This is a genomic window from Nocardioides zhouii, assembly GCF_004137345.1.
Taxonomy (GTDB): Bacteria; Actinomycetota; Actinomycetes; order Propionibacteriales; family Nocardioidaceae; genus Nocardioides; species Nocardioides zhouii.
The window spans coordinates 28465-49346 of the sequence record NZ_SDWV01000008.1 but is presented as its reverse complement, the minus strand read 5'-3'; the positions used below and the strand labels follow the sequence as shown (position 1 = coordinate 49346).

At 70.0% G+C, this 20882-nt stretch carries 16 protein-coding genes; 8 read left to right on the top strand and 8 right to left on the bottom strand.

Annotated features, from left to right (window positions below; translation table 11 throughout):
• Positions 1-106 precede the first annotated feature (106 nt).
• The 5 genes from EUA94_RS09520 to EUA94_RS09500 all read left to right on the top strand — a co-directional run bounded on the left by EUA94_RS09520 (position 107) and on the right by EUA94_RS09500 (position 6716).
• Positions 107-1231, top strand: a complete 1125-nt coding sequence (locus tag EUA94_RS09520) for a BMP family lipoprotein (protein ID WP_242494767.1) — start codon at positions 107-109, stop codon at positions 1229-1231.
• A 126-nt stretch (positions 1232-1357) separates the two neighbouring features.
• On the top strand, positions 1358-2536 hold the full coding sequence (locus EUA94_RS09515) for an IS30 family transposase (RefSeq protein WP_422879892.1): 1179 nt from the start codon (positions 1358-1360) through the stop codon (positions 2534-2536).
• Positions 2537-2659: 123 nt separating this feature from the next.
• Entirely contained in the window at positions 2660-4183 is a 1524-nt protein-coding gene (locus tag EUA94_RS09510) for an ABC transporter ATP-binding protein (RefSeq protein ID WP_129426642.1), read from the top strand.
• Entirely contained in the window at positions 4180-5418 is a 1239-nt protein-coding gene (locus tag EUA94_RS09505; RefSeq protein ID WP_242494766.1) for an ABC transporter permease, read from the top strand. Before EUA94_RS09510 ends, EUA94_RS09505 begins: the two co-directional genes overlap by 4 nt.
• Positions 5415-6716, top strand: coding sequence for an ABC transporter permease (locus EUA94_RS09500; RefSeq protein ID WP_242494765.1), 1302 nt, complete (start codon positions 5415-5417; stop codon positions 6714-6716). Before EUA94_RS09505 ends, EUA94_RS09500 begins: the two co-directional genes overlap by 4 nt.
• Positions 6717-6726: 10 nt before the next feature.
• On the opposite strand, the gene EUA94_RS09495 is transcribed toward EUA94_RS09500, so the two are convergent.
• The 8 genes from EUA94_RS09495 to EUA94_RS09460 are packed head-to-tail and all read right to left on the bottom strand — an operon-like array spanning position 6727 to position 17109.
• Positions 6727-7392, bottom strand: a complete 666-nt coding sequence (locus EUA94_RS09495) for a Type 1 glutamine amidotransferase-like domain-containing protein (protein WP_129426641.1) — start codon at positions 7390-7392, stop codon at positions 6727-6729.
• Entirely contained in the window at positions 7392-8579 is a 1188-nt protein-coding gene (locus tag EUA94_RS09490; protein WP_129426640.1) for an amidohydrolase, read from the bottom strand. The genes EUA94_RS09495 and EUA94_RS09490 overlap by 1 nt, the downstream gene beginning before the upstream one ends.
• 12 nt (positions 8580-8591) lie before the next feature.
• Positions 8592-9581 carry a methylmalonyl Co-A mutase-associated GTPase MeaB gene (gene meaB / locus EUA94_RS09485; protein WP_129426639.1) on the bottom strand — a complete coding sequence of 330 codons (990 nt, stop codon included), beginning with the start codon at positions 9579-9581 and terminating at the stop codon, positions 8592-8594.
• Positions 9581-11746, bottom strand: a complete 2166-nt coding sequence (gene scpA / locus EUA94_RS09480) for a methylmalonyl-CoA mutase (protein ID WP_129426638.1) — start codon at positions 11744-11746, stop codon at positions 9581-9583. The genes meaB and scpA overlap by 1 nt, the downstream gene beginning before the upstream one ends.
• On the bottom strand, positions 11743-13578 hold the full coding sequence (locus EUA94_RS09475) for a methylmalonyl-CoA mutase family protein (RefSeq protein WP_129426637.1): 1836 nt from the start codon (positions 13576-13578) through the stop codon (positions 11743-11745). The genes scpA and EUA94_RS09475 overlap by 4 nt, the downstream gene beginning before the upstream one ends.
• A 59-nt stretch (positions 13579-13637) precedes the next feature.
• Positions 13638-14414, bottom strand: a complete 777-nt coding sequence (locus tag EUA94_RS09470; RefSeq protein ID WP_129426636.1) for a succinate dehydrogenase/fumarate reductase iron-sulfur subunit — start codon at positions 14412-14414, stop codon at positions 13638-13640.
• Positions 14411-16288: a fumarate reductase/succinate dehydrogenase flavoprotein subunit gene (locus EUA94_RS09465; RefSeq protein ID WP_207210483.1), complete on the bottom strand. Its 1878-nt coding sequence runs from the start codon at positions 16286-16288 to the stop codon at positions 14411-14413. Before EUA94_RS09465 ends, EUA94_RS09470 begins: the two co-directional genes overlap by 4 nt.
• Positions 16288-17109 (bottom strand): hypothetical protein, encoded by an 822-nt coding sequence (locus tag EUA94_RS09460; protein WP_129426635.1) that lies wholly within the window; start codon positions 17107-17109, stop codon positions 16288-16290. The genes EUA94_RS09465 and EUA94_RS09460 overlap by 1 nt, the downstream gene beginning before the upstream one ends.
• Positions 17110-17275: 166 nt before the next feature.
• Between EUA94_RS09460 and EUA94_RS09455 the strand changes: the two genes are divergently transcribed.
• From EUA94_RS09455 to EUA94_RS09445, 3 genes are read left to right on the top strand one after another with little or no spacing between them, the layout of a single operon-like run.
• A complete protein-coding gene (locus EUA94_RS09455) occupies positions 17276-17989 on the top strand; it encodes a succinate dehydrogenase cytochrome b subunit (RefSeq protein WP_242494764.1) in 714 nt (237 codons plus the stop codon).
• A 30-nt stretch (positions 17990-18019) separates the two neighbouring features.
• Positions 18020-20041 (top strand): fumarate reductase/succinate dehydrogenase flavoprotein subunit, encoded by a 2022-nt coding sequence (locus EUA94_RS09450; RefSeq protein WP_129426769.1) that lies wholly within the window; start codon positions 18020-18022, stop codon positions 20039-20041.
• Complete coding sequence (locus EUA94_RS09445) at positions 20041-20784, top strand: succinate dehydrogenase/fumarate reductase iron-sulfur subunit (RefSeq protein WP_129426634.1); 744 nt, start codon at positions 20041-20043, stop codon at positions 20782-20784. The genes EUA94_RS09450 and EUA94_RS09445 overlap by 1 nt, the downstream gene beginning before the upstream one ends.
• Positions 20785-20882 lie beyond the last annotated feature (98 nt).

The following is a 20882-nucleotide window of genomic DNA, read 5'->3' as shown; positions in this document are numbered from 1 at the left end:
AAACGCATTTCGTTAGTCCCGATCCGCGTGACGCGTGGCGCGGGGGACGGCATCATGACGCCCGAACGCTGACCCCACCCCGGGGTTCATGAACTTGGAGGCATTTGTGTTGAAGACGAGGAAGGTCGTCACGAGCGGCCTCGTGGCGCTCCTGGCGGCCGCGACCCTGGCTGCGTGTGGCGACGCGCCCGAGGAGGACACGACCACTGGCGGCGAGAGCAGCAGCTCCGCCGAGCCGGCCGTCGAGGACTTCCTGCCCTGCATCGTCTCCGACGCGGGCGGGTTCGACGACAAGTCGTTCAACCAGCTCGGCTACGAGGGTGCCAAGCAGGCCGCCGACGAGCTCGGCGTGGAGCTCAAGGACGTCGAGTCCAACAGCGAGAACGAGTTCGCCCCCAACATCGAGAGCCTGGTCAGCGAGGGCTGCGACGTCATCGTGACCGTCGGCTTCGCCCTCGCCTCGGCGACCAAGGAGTCGGCTGCCGCCAACCCCGACATCGAGTACGTCCTCATCGACGACTCGGCTGACGGTGGCGACGACGGTGCGACCTTCGACGGCAAGGCTGACGTCGAGAACATCAAGCCGCTGCTCTACAACACGGCCCAGGCCGCGTTCCTCGCCGGCTACGCCGCCGCCGACTACACGAAGACCGGCAAGGTCGGCACCTACGGCGGTCTGCCGTTCCCGACCGTGACGATCTTCATGGACGGCTTCAAGCAGGGCGCGGAGTACTACGCCAAGGAGAACAAGAAGGACGTCGAGGTCGTCGGCTGGGACGGCAAGAACGGTTCCTTCACCGGTGGCTTCGAGGCCAACGAGGCCGCGACCAGCACCGCCAAGCAGATCCTGGACCAGGACGTCGACGTCATCCTCCCCGTCGGTGGCCCGATCTACCAGGGCGCGATCACCGCGATCGAGGACTCGGGCAAGGACATCGCGATGCTCGGCGTCGACGCCGACCTCTACGAGACCGACCCGGCCACGCAGGACTACGTCATGACCTCGATCCTCAAGGGCATGAAGGTCTCGACCTACGAGGCCGTCCTGGCCGCGGGCAACGACGAGTTCGACTTCGCGCCGTACGTCGGCACGCTGGAGAACGACGGAGTCGGCATCGCGCCGTTCCACAACTTCGAGAGCAAGGTCAGCCCCGAGCTGCAGGCCAAGCTCGACGAGGTCAAGGCCGGCATCATCGACGGCTCGATCGAGGTCACGTCCTACCTGGGCTGATCTGAACCACGCTCCACAGCGGAGGGAGGCCGACGTCATCGTCGGCCTCCCTCTTCTTTTGCCAGAGAACCGGCCCGCTTGAGTTCTAGGTAGTCACGCAACACCTCGATGTCGAGGAGTTGCGTGATGGGTGCTCGTCCGAAGAGTCCGCGGGAGTTCGATCGTCGGTTCTGGACTGGGATCCGTGAGGGTCTGGTGCCGGAGGCAGCCGGCCTGGCTGCCGGCATGTCTGGGGACTGGGGCAGACGTACGTTCCGCAAGGCTGGCGGGGTGAATCCCATGCGCGTGGTCGGCCCGGTTGGTCGGTATCTGTCGTGGTCGGAGCGTGAGGAGATCGCGGCGCTGGACCATGCCGGTCATGGCGTGCGGGAGATCGCCCGGCGGCTGGGTCGGGATCCGGCCACGATCAGCCGCGAGCTCAGCCGTGGTGCGACCCAACGTGGGTATCGGGGATCGGTCGCGCAGGCGCGTGTCGATCGTGGTCGTACGGCTCCGCGTGCGGCGAAGCTGGCCACCAACCTGCGACTGCGTCGAGAGGTCCAGGCCCGGCTCAAGCGCCGCGACAGCCCGGAGCAGATCGCTGGCAGACTCAAGAGCGACTTCCCCGACGAACCGGAGATGTGGGTGTCGCCCGAGACGATCTACCAGTCGCTGTACGTCCAAGCTCGCGGCGGTCTGAAGCGGGAGCTGACGGCCTACCTGCGCACGGGCCGCTCGATGCGCAAGCCACGGCGTCGTGAGGGCCAGCGCCGTGGCCGGATCCCGGGGATGGTGCTGATCAGTGAACGGCCCCCCGAGGTCGAGGACCGTGCGGTGCCCGGGCACTGGGAAGGCGACCTGATCCTCGGGTCCACCGAGTCGAAGTCCGCGGTCGGCACCCTGGTCGAACGCACCACTGGGTTCGTGATGCTGCTCCACCTGCCCGACAACCACGGCGCCCTCGCCGTCCAGGAGGCGCTCGTGGCCAAGATGGCCGCCCTGCCCGAGCAGCTGAAGCTGTCGCTGACCTGGGACCAGGGCATCGAGATGGCCAACCACGCCACCATCGCTGAGGCGACCGGGCTGGACATCTACTTCTGCGACCCGCACTCGCCCTGGCAGCGCGGCTCGAACGAGAACACCAACGGCCGGCTGCGCCAATACCTGCCCAAGAGCACCGACCTGGGCTTCTACGGCCCCGGACTCCTCGACAACATCGCCGCCGAGCTCAACGCCAGACCCCGTAAACGCCACGGCTTCCAGACCCCCGCCGAAGTACTCGGCCGACTATTGTCCGAAGCCGCCACAAACCACGGTGTTGCGTGACTACCTAGAACCCGCCCCGAGGTTTGGCAGATCTTTGGCCAGACCCGCGCCCCCGCGACGGTTAGCCTTCCCGCGGCCCCGCCGCTGACCGCCCACCTCACCCGACCCCTAGGATGCGATGCCATGAGACTCGTCCTGCGAGGCATCACCAAGCGCTTCGGAAGCGTGGTGGCCAACGATGACATCTCCCTCACCGTCGAGCCCGGCGAGATCCACTGCCTGCTGGGTGAGAACGGTGCGGGCAAGTCGACCCTCATGAACGTGCTCTACGGCCTCTACCGGGCCGACGAGGGCGAGATCGAGCTCGATGGCGTGGTGCAGCACTTCACCGGCCCCGGTGACGCGATGGCCGCCGGCATCGGCATGGTCCACCAGCACTTCATGCTCATCCCCGTCTTCACCGTCGCCGAGAACGTCATGCTGGGCAACGAGTCCACCGGCTTCGCCGGGACGCTCGACCTCGACGCCGCCCGCGACCGCGTCACCGAGATCTCCGACCGCTTCGGCTTCCACGTGAAGCCCGAGGCCGTCGTCGAGGACCTCCCGGTCGGCGTGCAGCAGCGCGTGGAGATCATCAAGGCGCTCTCCCGCGACGCCGAGCTGCTCGTCTTCGACGAGCCGACCGCGGTGCTCACGCCTCAGGAGACCGACGAGCTGATGGACATCATGCGCCAGCTCAAGGAGGCCGGGAAGGCCATCGTCTTCATCACCCACAAGCTCCGCGAGGTCCGCGCCGTCGCCGACCGCATCACCGTCATCCGCCTCGGCAAGGTCGTCGGCGAGGCCGACCCCAAGGCCAGCAATGCCGAGCTCGCCTCGATGATGGTCGGGCGCCCGGTCGAGCTGACCGTCCACAAGGACGCGCCGACGCTCGGCGCCGACGCCCTGGTGGTCAAGGACCTCCGCGTCGTCGACCTGGCCGGCCACAAGCAGGTCGACGGCCTCAGCTTCACGATCCGCGCCGGCGAGGTCCTCGCCGTCGCCGGTGTGCAGGGCAACGGCCAGACCGAGCTCACCGAGGCCCTCCTGGGCCTGCAGGACGACGTCAGCGGCTCGATCGTCCTCGACGGCATCGAGCTGGTCGGCAAGTCGACGCGCAAGATCCTCGACTCCGGCGTCGGGTTCATCCCCGAGGACCGCCAGGTCGACGGGCTGGTGCCCAACTTCACCATCGCCGAGAACCTCATGCTCAACCGCAGCTTCAAGTCGCCCTTCGTCAAGAACGGCGGCCTGCGCATCGGTGCGCTCCGCGCCTTCGCCCAGCAGAAGCTGAAGGAGTACGACGTCCGCGCCCGCGACATCGACTCGCTGGCCGCCAACCTCTCGGGCGGCAACCAGCAGAAGGTCGTCGTGGCGCGCGAGCTGTCGCGCGACCTGCGCCTGCTCGTGGCTGCCCAGCCCACCCGCGGCGTCGACGTCGGCTCCATCGAGTTCATCCACAAGCAGATCGTCGCGACCCGCGACAGCGGCATCCCGGTGCTCGTGGTCTCCACCGAGCTCGACGAGGTGGTCGCCCTCGCCGACCGCATCATGGTGCTCTACCGCGGCCAGGTCGTCGGCATCGTGCCCGCCGACACCCCCCGCGAGACCCTCGGTCTCATGATGACCGGCGAACGCCCGGCGGACCTGAAGGACGTGGTCGCGTGACCGACACCGACAAGCCCCAGCCGGACGAGAAGGCCGACGAGATCGACCCGCACGACGCCCCGACCGAGCGCGAGACCCGGTCCCGCTCGCTGCTGAAGGAGATCGCCTCGGGTGACGCGCTGTCCGGCGCGCTCGCGGTGCTGCTCGCCGTCTTCGTCGGCTCGGTGATGATCGCCGCCACCGACGAGGGCGTACGCGACACGCTCAGCTACATCACCGCCCGCCCGTCCGACTTCCTCTCGGCCGTCTGGGACGCGATCACCGGTGCCTACAGCGCGATGTTCCGCGGCGCGGTCTTCAACTACAACCTCACCGAGCCGGCCCAGCAGTGGCGCCCGCTGACGGAGACCCTGAAGTTCGCCGGTCCCCTCATCCTCGGTGGCCTCGGCGTCGGCATCGCGTTCCGCGCGGCGCTCTTCAACATCGGTGGACGCGGCCAGATGCTGATCGCCGGCGGCGCGGCGGGCCTCATCGGCTCGCAGGTCGACCTCCCGTTCGCGGTGCACCTGCCGCTGGCCATCCTCGTCGGCATGGCCGCGGGCGCGATCTGGGGCGGCATCGCAGGCCTGCTGAAGGCCCGCACCGGCGCGCACGAGGTGATCGTGACGATCATGCTCAACTACGTCGGCTACTACCTGCTCTTCTACGCCCTCGCGGAGGACTTCCTCTTCAAGACGCCGGCGTCGAACAACCCGAAGTCCCTCCCGATGAAGGAGACGGCGATCCTGCCCAAGGTGCTGGGCGACAAGTTCAACCTGCACCTCGGCTTCGTGCTCGCCCTCATCGCCGTGGGCGTCGTGTGGTGGCTCCTCAACCGCTCCACGCTCGGCTACCGCATCCGCGCGGTCGGCGAGAACCCGCACGCCGCGCGCGCCTCCGGCATCAACGTCGGGCGCACGTACACGGTCGTGATGATGATCGCCGGGTCGCTGCTCGGCCTCGCCGGCGTCAACCAGGTGCTCGGCACCGTCAGCAGCGGCGTCTCGCTCGACCTCGACGCCTCGATCGGCTTCGACGCCATCACCGTCGCGCTGCTCGGCCGCTCCAAGCCGCTCGGCATCCTGGCCGCCGGTCTCCTCTTCGGCTTCCTCAAGGCCGGTGGCTTCACCATGCAGACGTCCGAGGACATCTCGGTCGACCTGGTGCTGGTGGTCCAGTCGCTGATCGTCCTCTTCCTCGCCGCACCTCCTCTGGTGCGCGCGATCTTCCGGCTCCCCGCCCAGGAGGCCAAGTGAGCACCGTGACCACCCCCGTCCCCGACCAGGGCGGACTGGCGCCCGACACGGCGATCACGCCCACGAAGTCGGGCGGCGCGAAGAAGCTGCCGATCATCTTCGGCGTGATGCTCGCGCTGCTGGCGATCGTCCTGCTGCGCTCCTCCCATGCCGGTGACACCACCTTCCAGCTGTCCGCCGAGACGGACTTCGTCACGCTGCCCGACATCACCGTCCCGTCGATGGTCACCGCCTGGCTGATGGTGCTGGTGTGCGCGGTGGTCACCGCCGAGGCCGTACGCCGCCTGCTCGGGCACGTGCGCCAGCCGACGTGGCTGCCGATCGTCTTCGCGCTCGCGTGGATGACAGGCTTCCTGAGCTGGGCCGCGGCCGACGGCCGGATCCGCGTGGTCAGCCTCTTCGCCGGCGCGGTCGCGCTCGCGATCCCGCTGGTCTTCGGCGCGCTGGGCGGCGTGCTCGGCGAGCGGGCCGGCGTCGTCAACATCGCGATCGAGGGCCAGCTCCTCTTCGGCGCCTTCGCCGCCGCGATCACCGCGTCGCTCACCGGCTCGCCGTGGGCGGGACTCCTCGCCGCCATGGTGGCTGGCGCGCTCATCGCACTGATCCTGGGCCTGTTCGCGATCACCTACTTCGTCGACCAGGTGATCGTCGGTGTCGTGCTCAACGTGCTGGTCGTCGGCCTGACGAACTTCCTGTTCCGCCAGGTCCTCACGCCCAACGCCGAGACGCTCAACTCCCCCGACCGTCTGCGCGCGGTGCCGATCCCGATCCTGGGCGACATCCCGCTGATCGGCCCGATCCTGTTCCGCCAGACCGCGCTCGTCTACGTGCTCTACGCCGTCGTCGCGCTCGTGGCGTACTCCCTCTACCGCACCCGCTGGGGCCTCCGGGTCCGCGCGGTCGGCGAGCACCCGAAGGCGGCCGACACGGTCGGCATCAAGGTCAACCGCACCCGCTACCGCACGATCCTGCTCGCGGGCGCGATCGCCGGTCTCGGCGGCGCGTACTTCAGCCTGGTCTCGGTCGCCGGCTTCAACCGCGAGATGACCGGCGGCGCCGGCTACATCGCGCTCGCGGCCGTCATCTTCGGCAAGTGGGACCCGATCCGGGCGACGCTTGCGGCGCTGCTCTTCGGCTTCGCGTCGAACCTGCAGGGCGTGCTCTCAGCCATCGGCTCCCCCGTCCCCACCCAGTTCATGCTGATGCTCCCCTACCTCGTCACCATCTTCGCGGTGGCGGGCCTGGTGGGCCGGTCCCGGCCGCCCGCCGCCGACGGGGTGCCGTACAAGAAACAGTGACGACGCGGGCTCAGCCCGCGTCGAAGAACCGCCAGGTCCCCTCGGAGACGACCTCGACCGCGCCGTCGACCACGACGAGCGCGGTCTGGTCGTCCAGGGCGTACGACGGGCCGCCGATGCCGGCAGCCCACTGCTCGGCCGCCGCCATCGTGTTCTCGGGCATCATCTCGTGGCCGACGTGCGGGAAGATCGAGAAGTCGACGACGCCCAGGGTCCGGTCGTCCGGCGCCCCGGACCACGAGACGAAGTCGTCGCCGATCCGCGGCGTCATGACCATGCTGCCCGCGCTCAGGCCGGCCCAGACCATGTCCAGCGCCGGCAGCAGGTCGGCCAGGCCGGACTCGCGCATCCAGTGGCAGAGGTACGTCGCGTCGCCGCCGTCGACGAGCAGCACGTCGGCCTCGCGGACCCACGGCTCCCACCGCTCGCGCCCGGTCGTGGGCAGGGCGCTGAGCTCGAGGACGCCGACCGACGCCCAGCCCATGGTGGTCATGCCGCGGTCGGGGCCGCCGGTGATGAAGCTCCGCACGGACTCCGGGCCCAGCATCGGGTGGCCCCACTGGGCCGTCGGGATGCACAGCGCGCGACTCTCCGCGACGGGCTTGCCCAGCAGCTCGACCAGCGCGGCCTCGATGCTCGGGTTGGTGATGCCTCCGGAGGTGAGCAGCAGCTTCATTAGTCACTCAGCGCGGTGACCGCCGCCTCGGCGAGCACGCGCGCGGCGATGCCGGTGGCGGCCTCGTCGATGCGGAGGTTGCCCTGGTGGAGGTCGTACGTCGGTCCACCGGGCGTGCGCGTGCCGAGGCGGGCCATCGCGCCGGGGACCGAGTCGAGGTACCACCCGAAGTCCTCGCCTCCGAGGCTCTGCGCGGTCGAGACGTGCCCGTGGGGCCCGAGGACCCGCTCGAGGGCCGTGCCGAGGAGCGCGGTCGACACCACGTGGTTGACCACCGGCGGCACGCCGCGCTGGTAGGTCACCTCGGCGGTGACGCTGTAGGGCGCGACGATCGCGGCGATCAGCTGGCGGATCAGGTGCTCGGCGTCGGCCCAGGCGACGGCGTCGAGCATCCGCACGGTGCCGGCGACGACGCCGCCGTGCGGGATGACGTTGGGGGCCGAGCCCGCGCGCACCATCCCCCACACCACGCTGACCCCGGCCCGCGGGTCGAGGCGCCGGCTGAGGATCGCGGGCAGCTCGGTGATGACCTTGCCGAGGGCGAAGGTCAGGTCCTCGGTCAGGTGCGGCCGAGACGTGTGGCCGCCCTTGCCGGTGAGCCGCACGGTGAGCGCGTCGGCTGCGCCGGTCAGCGGACCCTCGCGCAACCCGATCCGGCCGACGTCGAGGCTCGGGTCGCAGTGCAGGCCGAAGACGTGCGAGACGCCCTCGAGCGCGCCGCTCGAGATCAGGTGGAGCGCTCCACCGGGCATGACCTCCTCGGCGGGCTGGAACAGCAGGCGTACGCGCCCGGGCAGCAGGCCGCGGGTCGCGACCTCGGCGAGCGCGAGGCCGGCACCGACCAGGCCGCTGGTGTGCACGTCGTGCCCGCAGGCGTGCGCGACGCCCGGGACGGTGCTCTTCCACGGGTCGGAGATCAGGTCGTCGATGGGCAGCGCGTCGAGGTCAGCGCGCAGCGCGACCAGTCGGCCGCCGTGCCCGATCTCGGCCAGCACGCCCCCGCCCTCCGGGCGGATGATCGACCAGCCGGCGCCCTCGAGCGCGGTGACGACGGCCTCGGAGGTGCGGGTCTCCTCCCAGCTCAGCTCGGGGTGCGCGTGCAGGTCGCGGCGCAACGCAACGAGGTCGTCGGCGTACTTGTCGACGACCTCGGTGATGACGGATGTGGCGGAGGTTGCTTCAGGCATGACCGGCCCAGTCTAGGTGGTTTCCCCGTCGTAGGCGGCGAGTAGCCGGTCCGCGGCGAGGGGCGCGGGCAGCTCCCCCGCCAGCACCGCGCGGCGTACGTCGTCGCGCACCGCCGCCACCCCTGCTGACGACCGCAGCCGCTGGGCGAGCTCGTCGCGTACGAGCGCCCAGGTGAACTCGAGCTGCTGCTCCGCGCGCTTGTGGGCGAGGCCGTCGACCCCGAGGTGCGCGCGGTGTGCGCCGACGTGCTCCCACACGTCGTCCACGCCCGCTCCGGTGAGCCCGGAGCAGGTGACCACCGGAGGCGCCCACTCGGAGTGTCCCCGCACCAGCCGCAGCGCCCCGGCCAGCTCGCGTGCCGCAACCCGGGCGCCGGCCTCGAAGTCACCGTCGGCCTTGTTGACCGCGACCACGTCGGCGATCTCGAGGATGCCCTTCTTGATGCCCTGGAGCTGGTCGCCGGTGCGGGCGAGGGTGAGGAAGAGGAACGTGTCGACCATCCCGGCCACCGTGACCTCGGACTGCCCGACGCCGACGGTCTCGACGAGGACGACGTCGTGGCCGGCCGCCTCGAGCACGAGCATCGCCTGCGTGGTCGCGCGGGCGACGCCGCCGAGGGTGCCCGCCGCGGGCGAGGGCCGGATGAACGCGCGCGGGTCGACCGCGAGCCCGGCCATCCGGGTCTTGTCGCCCAGCACCGAGCCGCCGGTGCGGATCGACGACGGGTCGACGGCCAACACCCCGACGCGGTGCCCGGCGGCGGTCAGCCGGGTGCCGAGGGCCTCGATGAAGGTGGACTTGCCGACCCCGGGCACGCCGGAGATGCCGACGCGAGTGGCCTGCGGGAGGTCGAAGCCCGACAGCTGCGTCAGCAGCTCGCGCGCGTCGGCGCGGTGCTCGGCCCGTGAGGACTCGACGAGGGTGATGGCGCGCGAGACGTCCGCGCGCCGTCCGTCGCGAATCCCCTCGACCAGCGCCGCGACGTCGACCGGACGGGCCATCAGGAGCTGCGCAGCCGGGCCAGCAGGTCGAGCGCGGACTCCGCGATCACCGTGCCCGGCAGGAACACCGCGGCGGCGCCCATCTCCTTGAGCGTCGCCACGTCGTCGGGCGGGATGACCCCGCCGATCACGATCATGATGTCCGGCCGCCCCTGGTCGGCCAGCGCCTGCTTGAGCGCGGGCAGCAGGGTGAGGTGCCCCGCCGCGAGCGATGAGACCCCGACGATGTGCACGTCGGCGTCGATCGCCTGCTGGGCGACCTCCTCGGGCGTCGAGAACAGCGGGCCCACGTCGACGTCGAAGCCGAGGTCGGCGAAGGCGGTGACGACGACCTTCTGGCCGCGGTCGTGGCCGTCCTGGCCCATCTTGGCGACGAGGATGCGCGGGCGGCGCCCCTCCTCCGCCTCGAACTCCTCGGTGGCGGCGAGGACGGCCGCGACGGCCGAGCCCTCGGCGGCGCCTGCCTCGTCGCGGTACACGCCGCTGATCGTACGGATCACGGCCTGGTGGCGGCCGTAGACCTTCTCCAGCGCGTCGGAGATCTCGCCCACGGTGGCCTTCGCCCGCGCCGCGGCGACCGCGAGCGCGAGGAGGTTGCCCTCGAGGGAGCCGCCGCCGACCGGTCCGCGCTCGGCCGACGCGGTCAGCGCGTCCAGCGCCCGGCGTACGTCGTCGTCGTCGCGCTCGGCCCGCAGCCGCTCGAGCTTGGCGACCTGCTGGCGGTAGACGTCGTCGTTGTCGACGCGCAGCACGTCGAGCTTGTCCTCCACGGCGAGGCGGTAGGTGTTGACGCCGATGACCTTCTGCGTGCCGGAGTCGATCCGCGCCTGCGTGCGCGCGGCCGCCTCCTCGATGCGCATCTTGGGGATGCCCTGCTCGATCGCGGCCGCCATGCCGCCGGCGCGCTCGGCCTCCTGGATGTGCGCCCAGGCGCGCTCGGCGAGGTCGTGGGTGAGCTTCTCGACGTAGTAGGAACCGGCCCAGGGGTCGATGATCTCGGTGGTGCCGCTCTCCTGCTGCAGCAGCAGCTGGGTGTTGCGGGCGATGCGCGCCGAGAAGTCGGTCGGCAGCGCGATCGCCTCGTCGAGGGCATTGGTGTGCAGCGACTGCGTGTGGCCCTGGGTGGAGGCCATCGCCTCGATGCAGGTGCGCCCGACGTTGTTGAAGACGTCCTGCGCGGTCAGCGACCAGCCCGAGGTCTGGCTGTGGGTGCGCAGCGAGCGCGACTTGGGGTTCTGCGGGTCGAAGTCGTCGACGAGCCGCGCCCACAGCGCCCGGGCCGCGCGCATCTTGGCGACCTCCATGAAGAAATTCATCCCGATCGCCCAGAAGAAGCTCAGCCGCGGCGCGAACTGGTCGATCGTCATGCCGGTCTCGAGTCCGGCGCGGATGTACTCCACGCCGTCGGCCAGCGTGTACGCCAGCTCGAGGTCGGCCGTCGCCCCGGCCTCCTGGATGTGGTAGCCGGAGATCGAGATCGAGTTGAAGCGCGGCATCTTCTGCGAGGTGAAGGCGAAGATGTCGCTGATGATCCGCATGCTCGGCGCCGGCGGGTAGATGTAGGTGTTGCGGACCATGAACTCCTTGAGGATGTCGTTCTGGATGGTCCCCGCGAGCTGCTCGGGCTGCACCCCCTGCTCCTCGGCCGCCGCGATGTAGAGCGCGAGCACCGGCAGGACGGCGCCGTTCATCGTCATCGACACCGACATCTCGTCGAGCGGGATGCCATCGAAGAGGGTGCGGGTGTCGTAGATCGAGTCGATCGCCACGCCCGCCATGCCGACGTCGCCGCGCACCCGCGGATGGTCGGAGTCGTACCCGCGGTGGGTGGCGAGGTCGAACGCGACGCTCAGACCCTTCTGCCCCGCCGCGAGGTTGCGGCGGTAGAACGCGTTGGACTCCTCCGCGGTCGAGAAGCCGGCGTACTGCCGGATCGTCCACGGCTGGGTCGTGTACATCGTCGGATAGGGCCCGCGCAGGAACGGCGCGATGCCCGGCCACGTGTCGAGGCCGTCGAGGCCTTCGAGGTGCTCGGGGCCGTAGACCGGGAGGATGTCGATGCCCTCGGGGCTCCCCCACGGCTGCTCTTTCGCTGGTCGAGTAGCCCGCGAGGAACGAGCGGGCGTATCGAGACCCACCTTCGAGAAGTCCTGGGGAATGCTCATCGTCCGAGCTCCTCTCGCACCCGGCCGAGGAAGCCGAGCGCATCGACTCCCATGGCGCAGCAGTCGTCGACGTCGCTGGCTTCATTGCCTTGACGGATGGCGGTCCGCTCGCCCGGCTTGCCCGCCAGCACGACGTACGACGCACCGGCTGCTCGGAGCGCGGCGACGAGGTCGGCGCCCCACTCGGCGTACGCTGCGTCGGTGCCGGCGAGGCAGACGACCGGCTGTCCGGCGTAGGCCGACGTCACCGCGGCGACGTCGGACGTGGCGCCGGCCGCCTCGACGGCGACGCCACCGGCGGCGAACAGGTTGGTGGCGAAGGTGGCCCGGGCGGTGTGGGCGGAGACCGGCCCCATCGTGGCCAGGAAGACCGGGCGGGACGCTGGCTCGGCCCGCAGGTCCTCGAAGGCCCAGCCGTAGTGGTGCACTCCCCCGCGGCCCCACGGGGCTCGCTCGGGCAGCGTCTCCCCGAGGTTCGGGAACTCGGAGATGCCGGTCAGCGGCCGGGACCGGTCGGCGACGCCCGCGTCGCGCGCGGCCCGGACCGCGCGGACCCGCTCCTTGACGCCTGTCGCGGCTCCTTCGCCGAAGCCGCCATCGGCCTCGATCCGGCCGAGCTCGGCCCAGCCGGCGACGGCGAGATCGTCGGTGAGCTTCTCCACGGCGTACGACCCGCCGGCGGGGTCGGCCACCGTGGCGACGTGGGCCTCCTCGATGAGCAGCGAGGAGGTGTTGCGGGCGATCCGGCGGCCGAGGGCGTCGGGCAGGCCGAGCGGCTCGTCGAACGGGATCACCGTGACCGCGTCGGCGCCGCCGGCGCCGGCTGCGAAGGCGGCGATCGTGCCGCGGAGCATGTTGACCCAGGGGTCGACCCGGCCCATCATCGCGCGGCTGGTGACGACGTGCTGGCGCTGCGGCACGTCGGTGGCGCCTGAGGCCTCGAGCACCCGGGACCAGAGTCGGCGCGCGGCCCGGAGCTTGGCGATCGTGGGGAACTGCTCGTCGGTCGCGGAGTAGCGGAACTCGATGAGGCCGGCGGCCTCGTCGACCGCCAGGCCGGCCTCGGTGAGCAGGCGGAGGTAGTGCACGCCGACCGCCATCGTCCAGCCGAGCTCCTGGGCGTCGCTCGCACCGAGGTCGTGGAGGGTGGTGCCGTCGACGACCGCACCCAGGACGCCGAGGGCCTGGGCACGCCGGACGGTGTCGACGAAGGACTCGGCCAGCAGCGGCTCACCCTCGCCGACGCCCTCACCGATCAGCAGCGAAGTGGCCGGGTCGGCGGAGAGATTGTGGTGGGGGTGCGGGTCGGCGGGCGCGTCCTCGAGGAGCCGGGCCAGCGCCTCGGACCGGTGGGTGGTGGGGCGCTCGAGGGTGACCGGTGCCAGGTCGAGCAGGACGCCGCGCAGGGCGACGGCGAGGTCCCGACCGCCCATGAGGTCGAGGTGGAGCGACGTGGCACCGTTGTCGAGGTCGATCAGGGCCGCCTCGTTGACGGCAGCCGCGTCGTCGCCGACGAGCGACGACCGTACGTCCCAGGCGCCCGCGCGCTCGGGGCGACCGGCAGTGGTGAGGCCGTCGAGGTCGGCCTGCTGGCCGATCGGCGCCACCTCGATGCCGTCGAGCGTGGTGCGGGTCAGCGCCGCCCACACGTCGGTGTCGGGGGCGTCCTCACCGAGCCGCCGCGCCTTGCGCAGCACCGCGGCGGTCGCCGCCTCCCACGCCGCCACGTCGTACGTGTCGTCGTCGCCCACCAGCCGCAGTGAGCCCTCGGCGGGCTGCAGCTCCTCGGGCTCGTCGAGTCCACCGTCGAGGCTCGCGTCGGGTTGCGTCATGTGCCGCAGGATATGGCGCCGTCCGCGCGGAGGGCAGGGGCGGACCTATGGCATTCGTCTCACACCTCGGTGCGGCCGTCGTTGTCCTTGTTCCGAATGCCGATCTTGTTGCCGAGCCACACGAGCGGGTCGAACTTCTTGTCGACCACGCGCTCCTTCATCGGGATGATCGCGTTGTCGGTGATGTGGATGCCCTCCGGGCAGACCTCGGTGCAGCACTTGGTGATGTTGCACATCCCCAGGCCCGCGGCCCCCTGGGCCAGCTCGCGCCGGTCATGGGTGTCGAGCGGGTGCATGTCGAGCTCGGCGTAGCGCAGGAAGAACCGCGGTCCGGCGAACGCCTTCTTGTTGTCCTCGTGGTCACGGACCACGTGGCAGACGTTCTGGCACAGGAAGCACTCGATGCACTTGCGGAACTCCTGGCCGCGCTCGACGTCGACCTGCGCCATCCGACGCTTGCCGTCGGCGTCGCGCGGCGGCGGCGAGAACGACGGCAGCTCCTTGGCCTTCTCGTAGTTGAACGAGACGTCGGTGACCAGGTCGCGGATGACGGGGAAGCTGCGCATCGGCGTGACCGTGATGACCTCGTCCTCCTCGAAGTCCGAGAGCCGGCACATGCACATCAGGCGCGGCCGGCCGTTGACCTCGGCGCTGCACGACCCGCACTTGCCGGCTTTGCAGTTCCACCGCACCGCGAGGTCGCCTGCCTGGGTGGCCTGCACGCGGTGGATCGCGTCGAGCACGACCTCGCCCTCGGAGACCTCGACAGGGAAGTCCTCGACCGCTCCGCCGTCCTTGTCCCCGCGCCAGATCCGCAGCTTGAGTGTGTAGCTCATGCGAAGTACCCCTTCAGCTCGTCGGGCATCTCGGGCAACGGCTTCTCGTGGAGGTCCACGCCCGTGCCCTCGGCGTTGAGGTTGACCACCAGGTTCTTCGTGCCCCACTCGGCGTCGGGTCCGGGGAAGTCGTCGCGGGTGTGGCCGCCGCGCGACTCCTCGCGGGCCATCGCCGCCTTGGCGATGCACTCCGAGACGATCAGCATGTTGCGCAGGTCGAGCGCGAGGTGCCAGCCGGGGTTGTACTGGCGGTGCCCCTCGACGACCATCGTGCTCGCGCGCACCTTGAACGCCTCGATCTCGGCGAGCGACTCCTCCAGCTCGGTGCGGGTGCGGATGATGCCGACGAGGTCGTTCATCGACTGCTGCAGGTCGGACTGGATCGTGTACGGGTTCTCCCCGCCCTCGACCTCGAACGGCGCCAGGGCGCTCGCCTGCGCCGCCTTGACGTCGGCCTCGTCCACCTGCGGGCGGGTGCCGCCCAGCGAGTCGGCGTACGCAGTAGCGGCCTCGCCGGCGCGCTTGCCGAAGACGAGCAGGTCGCCGAGCGAGTTGCCGCCCAGCCGGTTGGAGCCGTGCATGCCGCCCGAGCACTCGCCGACGGCGTACAGCCCGGTGACCGCGCTCTGCTGGGTGTCCGCGTCGACCTCGACGCCGCCCATCACGTAGTGGCAGGTCGGCCCGATCTCCATCGGCTCCGCGGTGATGTCGACGTCGGCCAGCTCCTTGAACTGGTGGTACATCGAGGGCAGCCGCTTGCGGATGAACTCGGGCGTACGCCGCGAGGCGATGTCGAGGTAGATCCCGCCGTGCGGGGTGCCGCGACCGGCCTTGATCTCCGAGTTGATCGCGCGGGCGACCTCGTCGCGGGGCAGCAGCTCGGGGGGACGACGGTTGTTCTTCTTGTCGTCGTACCAGGCGTCGGCCTCCTCGACCGTGTCCGCCGTCTCGGCCTTGAAGAACTCGGGGATGTAGTCGAACATGAACCTCTTGCCCTCGGAGTTCTTGAGGATGCCGCCGTCGCCGCGCACCGACTCCGTCACGAGCAGCCCCTTCACCGAGGGCGGCCACACCATGCCCGTCGGGTGGAACTGGACGAACTCCATGTTGATCAAGCTCGCGCCGGCCCGCATCGCGAGGGCGTGGCCGTCGCCGGTGTACTCCCACGAGTTCGAGGTGACCTTGAACGACTTGCCGATCCCGCCGGTCGCGAGGATCACGGACGGTGCGTCGAAGACGATGAAGCGGCCCGACTCGCGCCAGTAGGCGAACGCGCCGGCGACCTTGCTCTGCCCGTCGCTGGCGTCCTTGAAGATGTCGGTGACCGTGCACTCCATGAACACCTCGATGCCGAGCGCCACGGCCCGCTGCTGCAGGGTGCGGATCATCTCGAGGCCGGTCCGGTCGCCGACGTGCGCGAGCCGGGCGTACTTGTGACCGCCGAAGTCGCGCTGGCTGATCAGCCCGTCGTCGGTGCGGTCGAAGAGTGCGCCCCAGTCCTCGAGCTCCTGCACCCGCTCGGGCGCCTCCTGGGCGTGCAGCTGGGCCATCCGCCAGTTGTTCAGCATCTTGCCGCCGCGCATGGTGTCGCGGAAGTGGACCTCCCAGTTGTCCTCCGGCCACCGGTTGCCCATGGCGGCAGCGATGCCGCCCTCGGCCATCACGGTGTGCGCCTTGCCGAGCAGCGACTTGCACACGATGGCCGTACGCGCGCCCGACTCGTGGGCAGCGATCGCTGCGCGCAGCCCGGCGCCGCCGGCACCGATCACGACCACGTCGTAGGTGTGGCGCTCCATCCCGCCCTGCGCGTCGCCGGACAGGGCGTTGCCGGTCATCGGGTGCCGGCCCTCGGCCGGCCCGTTGGTCTCGCTCATCAGAAGAACCTCAGGTCCTGGATCGTGCCGGTGGCCAGCAGGAAGACGTACAGGTCGACGAGGGCGACCGAGAACAGCGAGTACCACGCCCACCTGCCGTGGCTGCCGTTGAGCTTCGAGACCCAGGTCCACAGCTTGTAGCGGACGGGGTGCTTGGAGAAGTGCCGCAGTCGGCCGCCGACGACGTGGCGGCACGAGTGGCACGAGAGGGTGTAGAGCCAGATGAAGACGACGTTGGCGATCATCAGCAGCGTGCCGAGACCCATGTGGACGCCGCTCGTCTCCCCGTCGCCGACGGCGTACTCCGCCGGCATCGGCCGGAAGGCCAGGAACACGTCGTACGTCAGGATCAGGCCCACCACGACGGCGGCGTACCAGAAGTAGCGGTGCACGTTCTGCAGGATCAGCGGGAACTTCGTCTCGCCGGAGTAGGCGCTGTGCGGCTCGGCGACACCGCAGGCAGGCGGGCTCAGCCAGAACGCGCGGTAGTAGGACTTGCGGTAGTAGTAGCAGGTCATCCGGAAGCCCAGCGGGAAGATCAGGATGATCAGCGCCGCGGACAGTGGCCACCAGCTGAACGGCTGGCCGAAGTCGGAGGCGCCCTCGACGCAGTCGCCCAGGCACGGGGAGTAGAACGGCGAGAGGTAGGGCGAGGCGTAGTAGTCGCGTCCCATGAACGCCCGCACCGTCGCGTACACGACGAAGGCCGAGAAGACCACGAACGTCGTCAGCGGCGCGAGCCACCAGCGGTCCTCGCGCAGGGTGCGCGCCTCGATGTGGGCGCGGCCGGGGCTGGTCACGCCGTGGTCAGTCGTTGCCATTCGTCCTCCGTGCATCGTCCTGCATCGTGCGGCAAGCCCGGGGCCAGGCCCGAGCGACACAGGCGACTATGGCCTGTGTCACACCTGAGCGGAAGACAACGCGCCCACGAAAACCTCACACTGCCTCGGCGCGTCGTGCGCGAGAGCGCCGCGATACCGTGGCGGGGTGTCGACCCAACTCAAAACCCCCACCCTGGTGAAGGGCGCGCGGGCCTCCCGCACGACCATCGCGCTCAAGCTGGGCATGGCGCTGAGCGGATTCGTCTTCCTCGGATTCGTGCTCGCCCACATGTACGGCAACCTCAAGGCCTTCGCCGGCCACGACGCCTTCAACGAGTACGCCGAGCACCTGCGTGAGATCGGCGAGCCGATGCTCCCGCACGAGGGGCTGCTCTGGATCCTGCGCGTCGGCCTGATCGGGTCGCTCGTGGTCCACGTCTACTGCGCCGTCGTGCTGTGGCGCCGGGCCGCCCGCGCCCGCACCACGAAGTACGTCATGAAGAAGCAGACCGGGGCCACCCGCGCGAGCCTCATGATGCGCTGGGGCGGCGTGACGATCCTGCTGTTCCTCGTGTGGCACCTGCTCAACTTCACGATCGGCAAGGTCAACGTGCAGGGCGGGGCGACCAACGACCCGTACAACCTGCTCGTCGACACCTTCGACGTGTGGTGGTCGACCGCCATCTACATCGTGGCGATGCTCGCCCTCGGTGCCCACCTGCACCACGGCATCTGGAGCGCCGCCCAGACGCTCGGCTGGACCGGCACCGCGGCGAAGCGCCAGCGGGCCAAGACGGTCGGCTTCGTCATCGCGCTGATCGTCTCGGTCGGCTTCTCCCTCGTCCCGCTCGCCGTCCTCGCCGGCATCATCACCAAGTAAGGGGTCACGCACGTGAGCCACGACATGGACATGCCCGACACCACCACCGCGGCCGACCCGTCCCACTCCGGGATCCTCGACGGCGACTACGACGACGCGGCGGACTACTACAACCCCGGTGAGCCGCTGGTGGACACCAAGGCACCGGACGGCCCCGTCGCCGACCGCTGGCAGAACCGCAAGTTCGAGGCCCGGCTGGTCAACCCGGCCAACCGCCGCAAGCTCTCGATCATCATCGTCGGCACCGGCCTGGCCGGCGCGTCCGCGGCGGCGACGCTCGGCGAGGCCGGCTACAACGTCAAGTCCTTCTGCTACCAGGACTCCCCGCGCCGCGCCCACTCGATCGCCGCGCAGGGCGGCATCAACGCCGCGAAGAACTACAAGGAGGACGGCGACTCCGTCCACCGTCTCTTCTACGACACGGTCAAGGGCGGCGACTACCGCTCGCGCGAGTCCAACGTCTACCGGCTGGCCGAGGTCAGCACGAACATCATCGACCAGTGCGTCGCCCAGGGCGTCCCATTCGCCCGCGAGTACGGCGGCCTGCTCGACAACCGGTCGTTCGGTGGCGTCCAGGTGTCGCGCACGTTCTACGCCCGCGGCCAGACCGGCCAGCAGCTCCTGATCGGTGCCTACCAGGCCCTCGAGCGCCAGATCGCCGCCGGCACGGTCTCGATGTTCACCCGCCACGAGATGCTCGAGCTGATCACCATCGAGGGCAAGGCCCGCGGCATCATCGCCCGCGACATGGTGACGGGCGAGATCCAGACCCACCTCGCCGACGTCGTCGTCCTCGCCTCCGGCGGCTACGGCAACGTGTTCTACCTGTCGACCAACGCGATGGGCTGCAACGTCACGGCCGCCTGGCGCGCGCACCGCAAGGGCGCGTACATGGCCAACCCCTGCTACACGCAGATCCACCCGACCTGCATCCCGGTCTCGGGCTCGCACCAGTCGAAGCTGACGCTGATGTCGGAGTCGCTGCGCAACGACGGCCGCATCTGGGTGCCGAAGAACCAGGCCGACTGCGAGAAGGACCCCCGCGAGATCGCCGAGGAGGACCGCGACTACTACCTGGAGCGGATCTACCCCTCCTTCGGCAACCTGGTCCCGCGCGACATCGCCTCGCGGGCCGCGAAGAACGTCTGCGACGAGGGTCGCGGCGTCGGGCCGGAGGTCGAGGGCGTACGCCGTGGCGTCTACCTCGACTTCGGCGACGCGATCGAGCGCCTCGGTCGCGACGCCGTCGCCAACAAGTACGGCAACCTTTTCGACATGTACGCCCGGATCACCGGCGAGGACCCGTACGCGGTGCCGATGCGGATCTACCCGGCCGTGCACTACGTCATGGGCGGCCTGTGGGTCGACTACGACCTGCAGTCGACCATCCCCGGGCTGTTCGTGACCGGCGAGGCCAACTTCTCCGACCACGGCGCCAACCGCCTCGGCGCCTCGGCGCTGATGCAGGGCCTGGCCGACGGCTACTTCGTCCTGCCGCACACGATCCGCGACTACCTCGCCGACGGCCCGTTCGAGACGATCGCCGAGGACCACCCGGCGGTCGTCGAGGCGCGTACGTCCGTCGAGGAGCGCATCCAGCACTTCCTCACCGTCAGCGGCACCCGCAGCGTCGACTCGTACCACCGCGAGCTCGGCAACATCATGTGGGAGTACTGCGGCATGGAGCGCAGCGAGGACGGCCTGAAGAAGGCGATCGACCTCATCCGCACCCTGCGCGACGACTTCTACCGCAACGTCAAGGTGCTCGGATCCGCCGAGTCGCTCAACCAGTCGCTCGAGAAGGCCGGCCGCGTCGCCGACTTCATCGAGCTCGGCGAGCTGATGTGCATCGACGCGCTCAACCGGCGCGAGTCCTGCGGCGGCCACTTCCGGGCCGAGTCGCAGACCGAGGACGGCGAGGCGCTGCGTCACGACGACGAGTTCGCCTACGTCTCCGCGTGGGAGTGGACCGGGCTCGACGAGCGGCCGGTCCTGCACAAGGAAGACCTCACCTACACCGCCATCGAGATGAAGCAGCGGAGCTACAAGTAATGAACCTGACCCTCAAGATCTGGCGCCAGTCCGGGCCGACCAGCGATGGCGCGATGCACACCTACCAGCTCGCGGACGTCTCCCCCGACATGTCCTTCCTCGAGATGCTCGACGTGCTCAACGAGCAGCTCAACGAGAAGGGCGAGGAGCCGATCGCGTTCGACTCCGACTGTCGCGAGGGCATCTGCGGCCAGTGCGGGCTGATGATCAACGGCGACGCGCACGGGCCGGAGGTCACCACGACCTGCCAGCTCCACATGCGCTCGTTCACCGACGGCGAGACCATCACGATCGAGCCGTGGCGCTCCGACGCCTTCCCGGTCCTCCGGGACCTGGTCGTCGACCGCGGCGCCTTCGACCGCATCATCCAGGCCGGCGGCTTCGTCTCGGTGAACACCGGCTCGGCGCCCGAGGCCCACTCGGTGCCCGTCCCCAAGGACGACGCCGACCGCGCCTTCAACGTCGCGACCTGCATCGGCTGCGGCGCCTGCGTGGCGGCCTGCCCCAACGGCTCGGCCTCGCTCTTCATGGGCGCCAAGGTGACCCACCTCGGCCTCCTCCCCCAGGGCCAGCCCGAGCGCGACGAGCGCGTCGTCAACATGGTCGCCCAGCACGACCACGAGGGCTTCGGCGGCTGCACCAACATCGGTGCCTGCACCGCCGCCTGCCCCAAGGAGATCCCGCTCGACGTGATCTCCCAGCTCAACAAGGACCTCCGTACGGCCATCAAGCACGGCCACTGAGGCTCTCTCTGGTTCGGTCTTCTCGAGCGGTGGTCCACCCACATTTCCGTACGTCGAAGTGTGGGTGGGCCACCGCTCGTGTGCGAGTCCCATGACAT

What these genes read in the sequence shown, in the direction of transcription:
- EUA94_RS09515 (WP_422879892.1), top strand. Translation starts at nt 1,358, where the DNA reads ATGGGTGCTCGTCCGAAGAGTCCGCGGGAGTTCGATCGTCGGTTCTGG.
- EUA94_RS09510 (WP_129426642.1), top strand. Translation starts at nt 2,660, where the DNA reads ATGAGACTCGTCCTGCGAGGCATCACCAAGCGCTTCGGAAGCGTGGTG.
- EUA94_RS09495 (WP_129426641.1), bottom strand. Translation starts at nt 7,392, where the DNA reads ATGAAGCTGCTGCTCACCTCCGGAGGCATCACCAACCCGAGCATCGAG.
- EUA94_RS09490 (WP_129426640.1), bottom strand. Translation starts at nt 8,579, where the DNA reads ATGCCTGAAGCAACCTCCGCCACATCCGTCATCACCGAGGTCGTCGAC.
- meaB (WP_129426639.1), bottom strand. Translation starts at nt 9,581, where the DNA reads ATGGCCCGTCCGGTCGACGTCGCGGCGCTGGTCGAGGGGATTCGCGAC.
- scpA (WP_129426638.1), bottom strand. Translation starts at nt 11,746, where the DNA reads ATGAGCATTCCCCAGGACTTCTCGAAGGTGGGTCTCGATACGCCCGCT.
- EUA94_RS09475 (WP_129426637.1), bottom strand. Translation starts at nt 13,578, where the DNA reads ATGACGCAACCCGACGCGAGCCTCGACGGTGGACTCGACGAGCCCGAG.
- EUA94_RS09470 (WP_129426636.1), bottom strand. Translation starts at nt 14,414, where the DNA reads ATGAGCTACACACTCAAGCTGCGGATCTGGCGCGGGGACAAGGACGGC.
- EUA94_RS09465 (WP_207210483.1), bottom strand. Translation starts at nt 16,288, where the DNA reads ATGAGCGAGACCAACGGGCCGGCCGAGGGCCGGCACCCGATGACCGGC.
- EUA94_RS09460 (WP_129426635.1), bottom strand. Translation starts at nt 17,109, where the DNA reads ATGGCAACGACTGACCACGGCGTGACCAGCCCCGGCCGCGCCCACATC.
- EUA94_RS09450 (WP_129426769.1), top strand. Translation starts at nt 18,020, where the DNA reads ATGCCCGACACCACCACCGCGGCCGACCCGTCCCACTCCGGGATCCTC.
- EUA94_RS09445 (WP_129426634.1), top strand. Translation starts at nt 20,041, where the DNA reads ATGAACCTGACCCTCAAGATCTGGCGCCAGTCCGGGCCGACCAGCGAT.